We start from the raw sequence: 15,415 nt of genomic DNA, 5'->3' as shown, positions 1-15,415 counted from the left end.
GGCGGTGGCCGGCGAACAGGTGCAGACGGTCGTCGTCGGTGAGCATGCCCGCTCCGCACCGGTCCGCCTGAGCGCCGAAGGACGCAGCGCCCTCTTCGCCGTCGCCGACGACAAGGTCAAGGTGCTCGCCACCGCCGACCCGCAGACCGTCGTCCTCGAGACGACGTCATGGGTCGGATCGATCAGCGTGCCGGGCCTGCAGATCCGTATTACTCCGGCCGCGCCGATGCACTCGCTCTTCGCGATGCTGGCCGGCCTCGGCGACGAGGTCGCCTGGGGGCAGGGCACGAGCGGTTTCGCGAGTGACGAACTGCTCGACGGGTCAGCGCTCGCGGTCCTGCGGGCCATCGAAGCGGCCACCCGTCGCGGCCTTCTGCACGGTTACCAGTCGCGTCAGGAACCACTCGCCACGATCCGTGGGCGCCTGCTCGTCGAGGAGATCGCCCGACGTCCGTGGACCGCTGCGCAGCCCGAGTGCCGCTACGACGACTTCACGGCCGACATCGAGGAGAACCGCGTCCTCGCCGCCGCGGTGCGCGTCATCCTCACGGGTCACGGCTTGTCGCCGTCCACTCGGCGTCGAGCCGTTGAACTGCTCGCCCGCTTCGAGGGCGTCGGCTCGCCGTCCGCCGCCGAGCGCGCAACCGACATCGTCATCACGCGACTCAACGAGCACTTCGAACAGGCGCTCGACCTCGCGCGTCTCGCGCTCGACGGTTTCGCCATCCGGCACGAGGAGGGCGTACAGCAGGCGCACGCGTTCCTGCTCGACGTCGAGTACGTCTTCCTGCGCTTCGTGGCCGGTGAGCTGCGCTCGCGTCTGTGGCCCGGGCTGCGTGTCGAACAGACCGAACAGCTCGACCCGGGGGAGTCGAGTGGGGTGCAGGCCAACGCCGACGTTCTCGTCAGTGGCCCGCGCGGTCCGGTGCTCGTGTTGGGCACCTGCTACCACCTCGGCACGCCGGACGCCGTCACCTCCGACGTGACGGCCCGCGCCCTGAAGCGCAGCGCAATGCCGCCATCGTTCGGCGCCACGACCGGCACCCGATCCCGCGGAGCGGCCGCTTCGGCGATGACGGCCATCGCGAACGACGCCGCCACGTTCTTCCCCGTCGTTGTCCAGGCCTCGTCCCTCGGTCTCGCGAACGCCCTCGTCGTCTACGCCCACGCGGCGCGCCGTCCGGCCTCACGCATCCGGATGCCCGGCACCGGAACCGACGTCCACGCGCGCCACATCGACCTCGAACAGACCTGGCCCGAGATCCAGCAACAGCTCGATTCCCTTGCCGATACCGTGAGGCGTCTCGCCGCCTGACGCACGCTCGCTATTCTGTCGGGGTGTCGACGAGCCTCGCCCTTCCCGAATCCGACGAACAGCGCCGAGCCGCCCTGCGCCGCATGCGCTTCGTGGCCACGGGCCTGCTGTCGTTCGCGGCGCTCGTCTTCGTCCTGACGCACGGCCGAGACGGCGTGTGGGGCTATGTCAACGCCGCCTCCGAGGCCGCGATGGTGGGTGCCGTCGCCGACTGGTTCGCCGTGACGGCGTTGTTCCGCCACCCGCTCGGCCTCAAGGTGCCGCACACCGCCATCATCCCAACGCGCAAGGACCAGCTCGGCAAGAGCCTCGAGGAGTTCGTCGGCTCGAACTTCCTCACGCCCGAGCTCGTCACCGAACGTATCGGCCAGGCCGAGATCCCGCGCCGGCTCGGGGAGTGGATCGAGCGTCCCGGCAACGCCGAGCGCGTCGTCGCCGACGCAGCCCCGGCCCTGTGCCGCGCCGTCGAGACCCTCGACGACGACGAGGTGCGTCACTTCCTCGACACCGTCCTCCTGCCGCGTCTGCGCCGCGAACCCATCGGTGAACTGGCCGGCCACCTACTCGAGGGCATCGTCGCGGACGGCACCCACCACGGTTTCGTCGACGTGTGCGTCACCGAGATGCACGTGTGGGTGAGCGAGAACAAGGAAGCCGTCTCCCGCATCGTCGGCGCCAAGGCCCCCTGGTGGTCACCGCAGTGGCTCGACGACGCCGTCGTCGATCGCATCCACCTCGAGATCGTCAAGTGGCTCGCCGAGGTGCGCGACACCCCGAACCACAACATGCGCAAGGCCATCGACGCCTTCCTCGCCCGCGCCGCCCACGACCTGCAGCACGACGAGCGCACGCAGGAGCAGGCGGAGAACATCAAGGAGCGTTTCCTCGACCACCCGAGCGTCGCCGACTCGGCGATCGCCCTGTGGGGGTCGGTACGCCGCATGCTCACTGACGCGCTCCTCGACGAGCAGGGTGCCCTGCGCGAGCGGATGGTCGAACACCTGCGCGCCCTCGGCGACCGGCTCCAGCACGACGAGGCATTGCGCGCCACCGTGGAGCGACGCCTCGAGTCGGGCGCGGCCAGCTTCGTCACGAGTTACGGCCACGAGATCACGACCCTCATCTCCTCGACGGTCGAGCGCTGGGACGCCCAGGACGCGTCGGATCGCATCGAGACGTTCGTCGGGCGCGACCTGCAGTTCATCCGCATCAACGGCACCGTCGTCGGTGGCCTCGTCGGCCTCTTCATCCACGCCGTCTCGCAGCTGCTTCCCTGACGATGACGCCGCGCCGGAGCAGGCCAACACGAGTGCGACGTCGCCGTGTCGCACTCGTGGGTGCCACCGGCCTCACGCTCGCCTTCGGTGGCTGTACGCTCAGCGTCCCCGATTCCACCGATCGCATCGGGTCGCGACCCTTTCTCGACAGGGCCGACAAGGCGCTCGCGGCCGCACCGAACGCTCTCGTGCGCAGCGAGTGCAGCGCCGAGAACCGTGCAGTCACGCGGGCGTCGGCCGCCGAGCGGGAAAGCGACATGGCCTCGTTGGCGCTCGCGACCTGGCGCAGCGGCGACGTCGGAGTGACGACCCCGCTCAGCGATGGACGGGTGCTCTGGATCTTCGGCGACACCACACGGGCGAAGGGCACGAACCCACGTGTGGTCGCCAACAGCATGCTCGTCGGGACGGGGCGGTGCTTCGACGAGGTGCGCGCTCCGGGAAACGGCCCGGTCATCGGCGGATTCGAGGGACGCCGTGTGTGCTGGCCCAACAGCGCCATGACGGTGCCGATGCGCGGTGCCGACATCGTCCTCGTCGGGTGCTCCCGGATCGAACCGGGAAAGGAGGGCCTCTTCGACTTCTCCTACCGCGGCATGACGATGGCCGTCTACGCCGTCGAGCGTGGCGGCGCGCCGCAGCCCGTCACCCGTTTCGACGTGACGCCCGACAACGACGATGCCGAGCAGATCAACTGGGGTTCGGCGCTCGTCGGCGACGAGGGCTGGGTCTACGTCTACGGCAGCCAGCAGCCAAAGGGCAGCACCGGAAAGGGTGCGTACGTGGCGCGAACCCGACTCGCGCAGCTGTCCGACGGTCCGGAGTGGCAGTTCTGGAACGGCCGCACGTTCGTCACCGACGCGGGGGCTGCCCGTCCGTTCCTTCTCGCGCATGAGGGTGTCTCACAGACCTTCTCCGTCGTGCGCCGAGGCGAGCGCTTCGTGCTCGTGTCGAAGCAGGGCGGTGAGTTCGGGCAGAACATCGGGGTGTGGAGCGCGCCCACCCCGTCGGGGCCCTGGCGGGGCGAACGGGCCGTGGCCGAGCCGTACTCCCAAGGTGACGGCGTCGTCGCCTACCAGCCGCTCGCGCATCCGGAACTCGCGACGCCGAGTGGAGACCTCCTCGTCACGCTCTCGCGCAACACCGAGTCGTTCGCCGACCTCCTGGCCGACCCGCGCAAGGGACGCCCCAAGTTCCTCGAGGTACCGGCGCACTGAGCGGTGCTCTGACGGTTCTCCCGCAGGGTTGACCACCGAAATCGCCTTGCCGAGCCGTGAGAGACTGGAAGGACTGTGACCAGTTCAGTGAATCCGTCCCCGTCCGCCGTAACCGAGGCTCCCGCACCTGACACGCAGGAGAGCGCCCCGTTCGTCCTCAACTACCCGGCGCACCTGCCCGTCGCCGAGGCTCGTGAGGAGATCATCGAGGCGATCCGAGACCACCAGGTCGTCGTCGTCGCGGGTGAGACCGGATCGGGCAAGACAACCCAGTTGCCGAAGTTCTGCCTGGAACTCGGCCGCGGCCTCGGCGGCGCCATCGGGCACACGCAGCCACGACGCATCGCTGCCCGTTCGGTGGCGGAACGTCTCGCCGAGGAACTCGCGGTCGAGCTCGGTGACGTCGTCGGGTACCAGGTGCGCTTCGTCGACGAGTCGTCGAAGAAGACGCGTGTGCGCGTCATGACCGACGGCATCCTCCTGTCGCAGATGCAGCGCGACCGCGACCTGCGTCAGTACGACACCCTCATCATCGACGAGGCGCACGAGCGCAGCCTCAACATCGACTTCATCCTGGGCTACCTCAAGCAGCTGCTTCCGCGCCGGCCCGACCTCAAGGTCATCATCACGTCGGCGACGATCGACCCGGAGCGCTTCGCGGAGCACTTCGCGAGCGACAAGGGCCCGGCGCCCATCATCGAGGTCTCCGGGCGGACGTATCCGGTGGAGATGCGCTACCGCCCGCTCGTGCGCGAGATTGCGCCGTCGTCACCCAAGGACGAGCCCAGGGTCGAGGACATCGACCAGGTCACCGGCATCGTCGAGGCCGCCCAGGAGCTCTGGCGTTCCGGCAGTGGCGACGGTTCGAGCCAGGACATCCTCGTCTTCTGCTCCGGTGAACGCGAGATCCGCGACGCAGCCGACGCCTTGCGCGGCGCCGACTGGGGTCGCGCCCGGCACGACGTCGAGATCGTTCCGCTCTACGCCCGACTCTCCGCGGCCGAGCAGCACAAGGTGTTCGCGCCGCACAACGGCCGACGCATCGTCCTCGCGACGAACGTCGCCGAGACATCCCTGACGGTGCCGGGCATCCGCTACGTCATCGACACCGGCACGGCTCGCATCTCGCGCTACAGCCAACGCACGAAGGTCCAGCGGTTGCCCATCGAGCCGATCTCGCAGGCGTCGGCCCGGCAGCGCGCCGGACGCTGCGGACGTGTGGCCGACGGCATCTGCATCCGCCTCTACTCGGAGGAGGACTTCGAGTCGCGTCCGGAGTTCACCGACCCGGAGATCCTGCGCACCAACCTCGCGAGCGTCATCCTGCAGATGACGTCGCTCGGCCTTGGCGACATCGCGCGCTTCCCCTTCGTCGATGCGCCCGACGCCCGTCAGATCAAGGACGGCCTGGCGCTCCTCGAGGAGCTGCACGCGCTCGACACGAAGGCGAGCGGGCAGCGCAAGAAGCTCACACCGACGGGCCGCACCCTCGCGCGCCTGCCCGTCGATCCGCGCATGGGGCGGATGCTCGTCGCCGCCGCGGCCAACGGGTCGCTGCGCGAGGTGCTCATCATCGTTGCTGCCATGTCGATCCAGGATCCGCGGGAGCGACCGGCCGACGCGCAGGCCCAGGCCGACCAGCAGCACGCCCGGTTCAAGCACGAATCGAGCGACTTCCTCGGCTACCTCAACCTGTGGAACTACGTGCGTGAGCAGCAGCGGGAGCTCTCCTCGAGCGCCTTCCGCCGCCTCGCCAAGCGCGAGTACCTGCACTATCTGCGCCTTCGGGAGTGGCAGGACCTGCACGCGCAGCTCAAGGCGGCCTGCAAGCAGGCGAAGCTGTTCATGAGTGACAACGCCGCGAGCGAGAACGCCATCCACGAAGCGCTGCTCACGGGACTGCTCAGTCACGTTGGTGTGCGTGATCGGGAGAAGCGTGAGTACCTCGGTGCCCGCAACGCGCGCTTCGCCATCCAGCCCGGATCGACGCTCTTCCGCCGCCAGCCCGACTGGGTCATGGCGGGCGAACTCGTGGAGACCACCCGGATGTGGGCGCGCACCAACGCCGTCGTCGACCCGCTGTGGGTCGAGAAAGCCGGCGCGCATCTCGTCAAGCGTTCGCACGCGGAGCCGCACTGGGAGCGCAAGCGGGCGTCCGCCGTCGCGCTCGAACGCGTCACGCTCTACGGCGTCCCGCTCGTCGTCGGGCGCCGGGTGGCGCTCGGACCGCTCGAACCCGAGACGGCCCGGGACCTGTTCATCCGTCACGCTCTCGTCGAGGGTGACTGGGATGCGCAGCACGCGTTCCTCAAGGACAACGCCCGCCTCATGGCCCGCATGGCCGACCTCGAAGCGCGCGCTCGCCGCCGCGATCTCGTCGTCGACGACGACACGCTCTTCGACTTCTACGACGAGCGCCTGCCCGCATCCATCGTCTCGGGTGCGCACTTCGACAGGTGGTGGAAGGAGAAGCGGCGCACCGAGCCCGAGCTCCTCACCTTCACCGAGGACTTCCTCGTCGCCGACGACGCGGAGGCCGTGGACGAGACGGCCTACCCGAAGTCGTGGCGCCAGGGGAAGCTCAAGCTGAGGTTGACGTACCAGTTCGAGCCGGGCGCGGACGCCGACGGGTTGACCGTTCACATCCCACTGCCGGTGCTCAACCAGGTCAGTGACGAGGGCTTCGACTGGCTCGTGCCCGGTATGCGTGAGGAACTCGCCACCGCCCTTGTGAAGTCGCTGCCGAAGAACGTGCGCCGCAACTTCGTGCCCGCGCCGGATCATGCGCGCCGGGCGCTCGCACTCATGGACGCGGGTGGCGCGGCGGGCGAGCGTCCGTTCACCGACGAGCTCGCCGACGCCCTGTTCGACCTCGCCAAAGTCCGTGTGCCCGAGGGGAGTTGGGACACCGACCGCCTGCCCGATCACCTCAAGGTCACCTTCAGGGTGGAGGACGCTCGGGGCAAACGACTGCGTGAGGGCAAGCACCTCGCCGAGCTTCAGGACGCGCTCGCGGGGCGTCTGCGTCAGTCGATGTCCAAGGCCGCCGGCGACCTCGAGAAGAAAGGCCTCACCGCCTGGACCCTCGACGACCTGCCGTCCACCTTCACGAAGACCACGGGGCGCCAGCGCATCACCGGCTACCCGGCCCTCGTCGATCACGGCGAGAGCGTGGCCGTCGAGGTGCTCGGAACGCGCTCCGAAGCGACGCAGGCGAGCCGCCTCGGCACGCGTCGACTTCTGCTGCTCAACACCCAGGTGCCGTGGAAACGGATCCTCGGTCTGATGTCGAACCGCCAGAAGCTGGCCCTGGGCAACAACCCGCACGGTTCGATGACGGCCCTCATGGACGACGTGCTCGCCGCGGCGGTCGACTCCGTCGTCGCGGGGATGCCGAACCACGAGGTGCGCACGCCCGAACAGTTCGAGGAGGCGCTGCGCACGGTCCGTCAGCAGGTGGCACCGCTCGTTCTCGAGGCGTCGGAGAAGCTCGCCCCGGTGCTCGAGCACGCGCACGAGGTGGAGCTCGCGCTGGGCAAACTCACGTCGCCGGCTGCCAAGGCGTTGCACGACGACGTCGCAGCCCACCTCGTCGCGCTCATCCATCCGGGTTTCGTCGCGCAGACCGGCATGGCTCGCTTGCCGCGCCTCGACGTCTACGTCCGCGCGCTGCTCGAGCGTGTGACGAAGGGCGTCACCGACACCGCGCGGGACGCCGACCGAGCCGATCAGCTCGCCACCGTGCGCGCCGAGTACGAGGACATGCTCGCGGCGCTGCGCCCCGAACGCCGCACCGACGCCGACGTCGTCGACATCCGCTGGATGATCGAGGAACTCGCCGTGAGCCTGTTCGCGCAGCGTCTCGGCACGGCTCATCCTGTCTCGCCCCAGCGCATCTACAAGGCGATGGACGCTGCCGAAGCGCTCTGATCTCCTCTAGGTTGGAGATATGGCGAGCATCTTCACGCAGATCATCGACGGCAACATCCCCGGTCACTTCGTCTGGCAGGACGAGACGTGCGTGGCCTTTCTCGTGATCGACCCGATCACCGACGGGCACACCGTCGTCGTGCCCCGCGAGGAGATCGAGGAGTGGACGGCCGCGGACCCGCAGGTGCTCTCGCACCTGATGGACGTGGCGCAGACGATCGGGCAGGCGCAGCAGGAGGCCTGGTCGGCCAAGCGCATCGGCCTGCTCGCGGAGGGCTACGAGGTGGCCCACCTGCACCTGCACGTGTGGCCGACGCAGTCGCCTGCGGACTTCGACCCGCACGACGTCGTTCACGGCCAGGACCAGCAGATCCTCGCAGCCAACGCGCAGAAGCTGCGCGAGAGCCTGCGCAGCGCCGGTCACGGCGAGCACGTCGTGGACGCGGCCGCGAACTGAGCGTCCCGCGAGTCGGTTGTTCGCCCGCAGCGATGCGGGAATCTTCCGTGTGACGGGGACGTTGCACCAGGCACATCGAATCGAAGGAGAGGCCAGTGCTCGACCCGGCTCAGCTGTTTCGTCTGGAGACGGACACGACCTCGCACGACCTGCGTGCGAGCACGATGGTCGTCGCCCTCGGCGGCTTCATCGATGCGGGCTTCGCTCAGAAGCTCATGTCCCAGCACATCCTCGGCACCCTCGAGCACACGGTCGTCGCGTCGTTCGACCTCGACCAGCTGCTCGACTACCGCGGCCGTCGTCCGGTCATGACGTTCGACCGCGACCGCTTCAGCGAGTACGACGACCCGTCGCTCGTGCTCTACCGCGTCATCGACGCCGAGGGCACGCCGTTCCTCCTGCTCACCGGCCCTGAGCCCGACTACCAGTGGGAGCGCGTCGCCGAGGCCACGCGCATGCTCGCCTCGATGTTCGGCGTCAGTCTCATGGTGAGCGCGCACGGCATCCCGATGGCGGTGCCGCACACGCGTCCCATCGGCTTCACGCGCTACGCCTCGAACCAGCGCTACCTCACCGAGAACGAGCCGCTGTTCGGCAACGTCCAGATCCCGGCCAGCGCCGAGGGGCTGCTCCACATTCGTCTCGCCGAGGCCGGCATCGACACGGCCGGATTCGCCGTCCACGTGCCGCACTACCTCGTGCAGGTCGAGTACGGCGACGCCGCCATCGCGGCTCTCGAGTGCGTCACCGGGCTCACCGGTCTCGCGATTCCGGCGCAGGAGCTGGCCGCCATCGCCGGGTTGCACCGGGCCGACATCGCCAAGCAGGTCGGGGAGAACGACGAGGTCACCGAGGTGGTCTCCGGCCTCGAGCAGCAGTACGACACGTTCACCGAGGGCCGCCGGCGCCGGTCGTTGCTCGCGGCCGAGATGAACGAACTGCCCAGCGCCGACGAGATCGGCGAGGAACTCGAGCAGTTCCTGCGTTCGGGCAGAGACGAGAACGAGGACACGCCCGGCGGCGAGCGTGGCGCCGCCCACCACGCCGACGACTCGGACGACTCCGACGGTTCGCCGAATCGCCCCCAGGCCGACTGACGAGGCCCGCGTTCGCGGTACCGGTTGCCCAGTCATCGGTGCGCTGCAAGGATCAGCCCATGTTCGGATTCGGTAAAGACAAAGACGACAAGCAAATTGAGCCGGCTCAGGGCTCGAACGGCACCTTCGATCGCGCCGCCAACTCCCTGGCCCAGCACCTCATCTCCACCGGCATCGACGGCGTCGCCACCTTCGACTCCGCGGCGAAGGTGGCCGACGAGGCGTTGAAGAAGAACGGTTCACGCGAAGCCGCGGTCGACGCCATCGTGCGTTCACACACGAAGCTCGCGGGTGCGAACGGGTTCGTCACCAACCTCGGTGGCTTCATCACGATGCCCGTGGCCCTGCCCGCCAACATCGTCGGCTTCTACACCGTTGCCACGCGCATGGTGGCCTCCATCGCGCACCTGTACGGCCACAACCTGCGCGACGAGTCGGTCCGTTCGGCCATCCTGCTCGACCTCATTGGCGCCGATGCCACGCAGGTTCTCAAGGGCATGGGTGCGTTCAGCGGCGGTGTCGCGACGAATGTTGCGACCCGTCGTCTGCCCCCGGCGGCGCTCGCGGTCGTCAACAAGTCCGTCGCGTTCCGCCTGGGCACGCAGGTCGGGCGCAAGTTCCTCTCGCGCATCCCGCGCGTCATCCCGGTTGCGGGTGGCTTCATCGGTGCGGGGCTCGACGTCATGCTCCTGCGCAAGATCGCCGACGCGGCGCGCAAGGACTTCATCGCGGCCGTGCCGCCCACGGCCTGACGCTCCGCCGATCGTGACGACGCCCGCGCCCGCGGAATGCACCGCGTGGCGTCGGCGTTGTCGCTTTGTTCACCTGAACGCTCGTCAACCGGAGGCACTTCGATGGCACGTCCCACCTCGCTCGGTCGCCGCGTCACCCGACTCGCCGGCCTGAAATCCCTCGCTGCTGCAGTGACGGCGGCGTCCGCCGCCGGAGGTCCCTCGCTCACGACCCGCCTCAGCGCACTTCCGCGCCTGGCTCGCGCTGTGCGCTCCGGTTCGTACCGGGGCGTGAGCACCGCGCAGCTCGCGCTGCTCACGGCTGCTGCGGCCTACGTCGCCTCGCCGGTCGATCTGCTGCCCGAGGCGCTCCTGGGAGTCGTGGGTCTTGCGGACGACGCCGCCGTCCTCACGTGGCTGGCGAGCTCGCTCGTGCACGTCACCGACGACTTCCTCGACTGGGAGAAGCGCACAGGTGTGACGCTGGCGGGGGAGCGCGTGCGCTGAGGACGCCCTTGTCCACAGGCGCCAGCGCCTCGCACTGGTCGTGAGAAGTGTGGTCATGGCTTCGTGAAGCCATGACCACACTTCATCTCTCGGGCATGGGCCCGCTGCTCGCCCTCATGCCGTACGAGTTCGGCTTCGCTCCGACGGCGTCCCTCGTCGTCACGTTCATGGACGGCGGGCGAGTTTCGGGGGCTGCCCGCTTCGACGAAGCCGTCGTCACCCCGGAGCACGTTCACCACGTGCGCGATCGCGTCGTCGAGGCGTCGAATCGTCTCGGCACGAGTGGCGTCGTCGTCACGGCCTACCAGTGCAGTCCCGGCGTCGATCTCGACCTGGTCACGCGGGCTCTCGCACCGGCCGTCGAGGTGGAGCACGCCCTCGTCGTGGCCCCTGACGTCTGGTGGGCAACGACGTGCACCAAAGGCTGTTGTGACGGTGCACTGGCCCCAGTGCCGACTGCCGCCGATGTGCCCTCCCTCGCATCGGCCCTCGAGGGACGCCTCGAACCGGCGTCATCGCGTGACGAAGCCGTGGCCGCCCTCCACGCGGTTTCGCCACTGGCCCAACGGGCCGTCGCCGACCTGCTCGTCGGGCTACCGGGCGAGACCGGCCGGGTGCGCGCGGCCTGGCGTGAGGTGGCCTCAGGCTCCGGGCACCCCCACAGCACTCGCGAGCGTGAGGCTCTGGCGCTCGTCGTCGACGCCATGCCCGATCCACTCCTGCGCGACGAGATGGTGTGGAGCGTCGTGCCCGAACTGGCCGCGGGAGCCCGTACCACGCGGCAGTGCTGGTCCGAGCCGGTGAGTTCGCAGCGCCTGTTGGAGATCCTCGTCGCCGTGCCCGAGCCGGCGCGAGCCCATTGGCTGTGTCTCGTGGCACTCGCGCGCTGGCGGGAAGGGGAGCGGCCCAGCGCTGTGCTCGCCGCCGCCGAGGCCCAGGAACGGGGCGCGCGCCTACCTCTCGTCGACCTCGTCGTGAGGATGACCTCCTCCGGCATGGCGTACGAGGACTTCCTGCGGCCGGCGAGGCCGAATCGTGCGGCGCGGCGCCGTCGCTGACGTCGCGGCGACGAGGCGAGAGAGTGCGGGCAGCCACCGGGCCGGCGCTTCACATCGTGGACATCAGCAGGGGCCTTCCTGGCGCATTCGCTGCACTCGCCCTAGTCTCAAAGCGTCAAGAGTCTCAGTCACACAAGCCCCGGCTGACTGAGCGGCAACCCTCCACCGCGGTGGGGTGCCCCGGGTGACGACAGGGCCGTGAACGCTGCGGCAAGCGCGGACTCGCCAGTCGCTTCGGCGAGTCCTTCGAGGAGGACACATGGCGAGCTCTCATTCAGCGCACGTCGCACCGGCCGCTACGCGTCCTGTGCAGGCGCCGAGTGGGTTCAACGCGCAGGCACGAGCCGTCGCTCTGGGAGACGTCGTTCTCGAAAGTGGCCGCACGCTGCCGGACGTCGTCATGACCTACGAGTGCTGGGGCGAGTTGAACGACGACGCGTCGAACGTCGTCCTCGTCGAGCACGCGCTCACGGGTGATTCGCACGTCGTCGGCGATACTGGCGACGGGCAGCCCACCCCGGGTTGGTGGCCAGGAATCATCGGCCCCGGCGCAGCACTCGACACCGACGAGTACTTCGTCGTCGCCATCAACGTTCTCGGTGGATGCCGTGGCAGTACCGGCCCCATCTCGCTCGCTCCGGACGGCGAGCCCTGGGGCGGACGTTTCCCGCAGGTGACCGTCCGAGACCAGGTCCGCGCCGAGGCGGCGTGCCTCGAAGCGCTCGGTGTGCGACGTCTGCACGCCGTCATCGGAGGCTCCTTCGGGGGGATGCGCACGGCCGAGTGGGTCGCGGGGTTCCCGGACCGCGTCGAGCGGGCATTGGTCGTGGCGAGCAGTGGCTGCGCGACCGCGGACCAGATTGCCTGGGGTCACACCCAGGTCGTCGCCATCACGTCCGACCCGGAATTCCGCGACGGCGACTACCTGCGTCACGGCACGTTTCCCACGAACGGCCTCGCCTTGGCCCGCCAGATCGCTCACGCCTCGTATCGCAGCGCAAGCGAGTTCGAGGCACGGTTCGGCGCCGAGCCCCAGCCAGGTGAGGACCCGCTCGAGGGCGGTCGCTTCAGCGTCGAGGGCTACCTCGACCACCACGGGGCCAAACTCGCGCGACGCTTCGACCCGCTGGCCTACGTGCGCCTGACGCAGGCCATGGCGACCCACGACATCGGGCGAGGACGCGGCGGGCTCGACGCGGTGCTGGAGGCGTACGAAGGAGAACTCCTCGTGGCCGCAGTCGACTCCGATCGACTCTTTCCCGTGAGCGCATCGACGCGGATGGTGCGCGCCTACGGTCGCGGACGACTGCGCATGATCCACTCGCCCTACGGCCACGACGGATTCCTCATCGAGGCCGACCAGATCGCGTCGCTCGTGCATGAACTCGTCCAGCGACCGTTGCGCGGAACACCGCGGCTCGTGCGCGGCGTCGCATGAGTGGCCCACCGCAGGGGCCTCGGGTAGCGTGACGGCAGATTCCGAATTTCGCGAGTGAGGTCGCCATGTCCGTCATCGTCAGTTTCGCGCCCGGCCCCGAGGGCGAAGCCGCCCTCGCCGAGGCAGCTCGCCAGTCGAAGGATCTGGGTCGCCCGCTCATCGTGGTGTGCACGGTGCCCTCGGACGAGGCTCGCACCGCGGCCCGCAAGGCGGCCGAGGAGTACACCGGCGCACAGGTCGTCGATGTGCAGGACGGCGCCGACGCCGTGGAATCCATCCTCGAGGAGATTTCCCGAGTGCAGCCCGCCCTGCTCGTCATCGGGCTGCGCAGGCGCACCCCTGTCGGCAAGTTGATCCTGGGCACGAGTGCTCAGCGCTTGTTGCTCGACGCCCCGTGCCCCGTGCTCGCCGTCAAGCCCTGAGGCTCCCGAACGGCCTTCAGTTGCTGAGATGGCGGCCGATCCGGGGCAGGGAATGAACGTCAATCGAAGCTCGTTGAACCCCGTGATTCTGCGGTTTCGTCCGTCGAGTTTTATAATGGGTGAAGAAGCGGTCACCACCCGGAGCGCCAAGCGCGGGGTTTCGTGATCGCACTCCTCGTTCCGGTGTCGCTTCGATCGTCGCTGCCCTGCGGCCGACGACGGCGACGCATTACTTTCGGAAGGTAGTTGGTGACGACAGTGTCGAAGACCACGCAGCCCCCCGCACTTCCCGCGGATGTCGACCACCCGGCTCTGGCAGCTCTGTTCGAATCGGGTCGTGAGACGGGCTCGGTGGACAGCGTCGCATTGAAGGACGCGATCGAAGAGGCACAGGTGTCGTCCGCCAAGCAGAAGTCCGTGTTGAAGGCGCTGGCCGCCGAGAACATCGAGGTCGTCCTCGACCAGGCCCACGCCGAGCAGGCCGCGGCCACCACAGCCGGACGTCGTAAGACGGCCGCGAAGAAGACGACGGCCAAGAAGGCCACCGCGAAGTCCGCTGCGGCCAAGACCACTGCGGCCAAGAAGACCACCGCCAAGAAGGCGACGGCGAAGACCGCGACCGCGAAGGTTGCGGCTGTCGAGGAGTCGAGCGAGGCGGACGAGACCGCCAACGAGGCTCCCGCCAAGAAGACGACGGCCAAGAAGGCTGCCGCGAAGAAGACCACGGCTAAGAAGGCTGCCGCCAAGACGGCCACGGCCAAGACCGCGACGGCTAAGACCGCAACGGCGAAGAAGGCTGCTGCAAAGAAGGCGACTAAGGCCGCCGACGAGCCCGAGGTCGACGAGGTCGAGCCGGTCGACATCGCGGCCGAAACCGGTGACGATGTCGAGACGCCCGAGCAGGCCTCCGACAGCAAGGCCGGCGACACCTCCGAGCCGGAGGACGAGAAGGGCGGCTTCGTCCTGCGTCAGGGCGACGAGGACGACGCTCCTGCTCAGCAGGTCGTCACGGCAGGCGCCACGGCAGACCCGGTCAAGGACTACCTCAAGCAGATCGGTAAGGTCGCGCTGCTCAACGCCGAGCAGGAGGTCGAGCTCGCCAAGCGCATCGAGGCCGGCCTGTTCGCGGAGCAGAAGCTCGACTCCGGCGACAAGATCGACATGAAGCTCAAGCGTGAGCTGTGGTGGATCGCCTCGGACGGCAAGAACGCCAAGAACCACCTCCTCGAGGCCAACCTGCGTCTCGTCGTGTCGCTCGCCAAGCGCTACACCGGTCGCGGAATGCTCTTCCTCGACCTCATCCAGGAAGGCAACCTGGGCCTCATCCGTGCGGTCGAGAAGTTCGACTACACCAAGGGCTACAAGTTCTCGACCTACGCGACGTGGTGGATTCGTCAGGCCATCACCCGCGCCATGGCCGACCAGGCGCGCACCATCCGCATCCCGGTGCACATGGTCGAGGTCATCAACAAGCTGGCCCGCGTCCAGCGCCAGATGCTCCAGGACCTGGGCCGCGAGCCCACCCCGGACGAGCTGGCCAAGGAACTCGACATGACCCCCGAGAAGGTCGTGGAGGTCCAGAAGTACGGTCGCGAGCCGATCTCCCTGCACACCCCGCTCGGCGAGGACGGCGACAGCGAGTTCGGTGACCTCATCGAGGACTCCGAGGCCGTCGTCCCGGCCGACGCCGTGAGCTTCACGCTGCTGCAGGAGCAGCTGCACTCGGTGCTCGACACGCTGAGCGAGCGCGAAGCGGGCGTCGTCTCGATGCGCTTCGGTCTCACCGACGGTCAGCCGAAGACGCTCGACGAGATCGGCAAGGTCTACGGCGTGACGCGCGAGCGTATCCGTCAGATCGAGAGCAAGACGATGAGCAAGCTGCGTCACCCGTCGCGCTCGCAGGTTCTGCGCGACTACCTCGACTGAGTAGCGGCGTGTGCACGTCGTCGGAACCCTTCACGCCGAA

The 15,415-nt window shown here is 68.7% G+C and carries 12 protein-coding genes and 1 riboswitch; all 12 genes read left to right on the top strand.

The window, feature by feature from the left end; all coding sequences use genetic code 11:
• Positions 1 to 4 precede the first annotated feature (4 nt).
• The 12 genes from H7F30_RS12445 to H7F30_RS12390 all read left to right on the top strand — a co-directional run bounded on the left by H7F30_RS12445 (position 5) and on the right by H7F30_RS12390 (position 15,375).
• Entirely contained in the window at positions 5 to 1,315 is a 1,311-nt protein-coding gene (locus tag H7F30_RS12445; protein ID WP_222617807.1) for an McrC family protein, read from the top strand.
• Positions 1,316 to 1,338: 23 nt separating this feature from the next.
• Positions 1,339 to 2,592, top strand: coding sequence for a DUF445 domain-containing protein (locus tag H7F30_RS12440; protein WP_255464830.1), 1,254 nt, complete (start codon positions 1,339 to 1,341; stop codon positions 2,590 to 2,592).
• 32 nt (positions 2,593 to 2,624) lie between these two features.
• Positions 2,625 to 3,809 carry a DUF4185 domain-containing protein gene (locus tag H7F30_RS12435; RefSeq protein ID WP_187035466.1) on the top strand — a complete coding sequence of 395 codons (1,185 nt, stop codon included), beginning with the start codon at positions 2,625 to 2,627 and terminating at the stop codon, positions 3,807 to 3,809.
• An 87-nt stretch (positions 3,810 to 3,896) separates the two neighbouring features.
• Positions 3,897 to 7,739, top strand: a complete 3,843-nt coding sequence (hrpA, locus tag H7F30_RS12430) for an ATP-dependent RNA helicase HrpA (RefSeq protein WP_255464829.1) — start codon at positions 3,897 to 3,899, stop codon at positions 7,737 to 7,739.
• 19 nt (positions 7,740 to 7,758) lie between these two features.
• Complete coding sequence (locus tag H7F30_RS12425) at positions 7,759 to 8,196, top strand: HIT family protein (protein ID WP_187035462.1); 438 nt, start codon at positions 7,759 to 7,761, stop codon at positions 8,194 to 8,196.
• A 95-nt stretch (positions 8,197 to 8,291) separates the two neighbouring features.
• Positions 8,292 to 9,293, top strand: coding sequence for a PAC2 family protein (locus H7F30_RS12420; RefSeq protein WP_129663004.1), 1,002 nt, complete (start codon positions 8,292 to 8,294; stop codon positions 9,291 to 9,293).
• A 59-nt stretch (positions 9,294 to 9,352) separates the two neighbouring features.
• Complete coding sequence (locus H7F30_RS12415) at positions 9,353 to 10,045, top strand: EcsC family protein (protein ID WP_129663006.1); 693 nt, start codon at positions 9,353 to 9,355, stop codon at positions 10,043 to 10,045.
• Positions 10,046 to 10,147: 102 nt separating this feature from the next.
• Positions 10,148 to 10,531: a YkvA family protein gene (locus H7F30_RS12410; protein ID WP_047311425.1), complete on the top strand. Its 384-nt coding sequence runs from the start codon at positions 10,148 to 10,150 to the stop codon at positions 10,529 to 10,531.
• 71 nt (positions 10,532 to 10,602) lie between these two features.
• Complete coding sequence (locus H7F30_RS12405; RefSeq protein WP_129663007.1) at positions 10,603 to 11,589, top strand: DUF4192 family protein; 987 nt, start codon at positions 10,603 to 10,605, stop codon at positions 11,587 to 11,589.
• 113 nt (positions 11,590 to 11,702) lie between these two features.
• Positions 11,703 to 11,812: riboswitch (SAM riboswitch) on the top strand.
• Positions 11,813 to 11,848: 36 nt separating this feature from the next.
• A complete protein-coding gene (locus tag H7F30_RS12400; RefSeq protein WP_052946945.1) occupies positions 11,849 to 13,027 on the top strand; it encodes a homoserine O-acetyltransferase in 1,179 nt (392 codons plus the stop codon).
• 65 nt (positions 13,028 to 13,092) lie between these two features.
• Positions 13,093 to 13,449, top strand: a complete 357-nt coding sequence (locus tag H7F30_RS12395; protein WP_047311427.1) for a universal stress protein — start codon at positions 13,093 to 13,095, stop codon at positions 13,447 to 13,449.
• A gap of 258 nt (positions 13,450 to 13,707) precedes the next feature.
• Positions 13,708 to 15,375, top strand: a complete 1,668-nt coding sequence (locus H7F30_RS12390) for an RNA polymerase sigma factor (protein ID WP_187038047.1) — start codon at positions 13,708 to 13,710, stop codon at positions 15,373 to 15,375.
• Positions 15,376 to 15,415: the final 40 nt, after the last annotated feature.

This window comes from Dermacoccus sp. PAMC28757, from assembly GCF_014302635.1.
Classification (GTDB): Bacteria; Actinomycetota; Actinomycetes; order Actinomycetales; family Dermatophilaceae; genus Dermacoccus; species Dermacoccus abyssi.
Note: the sequence above shows the minus strand (reverse complement) of the source record. Positions and strands in the feature narration are given on the sequence as shown.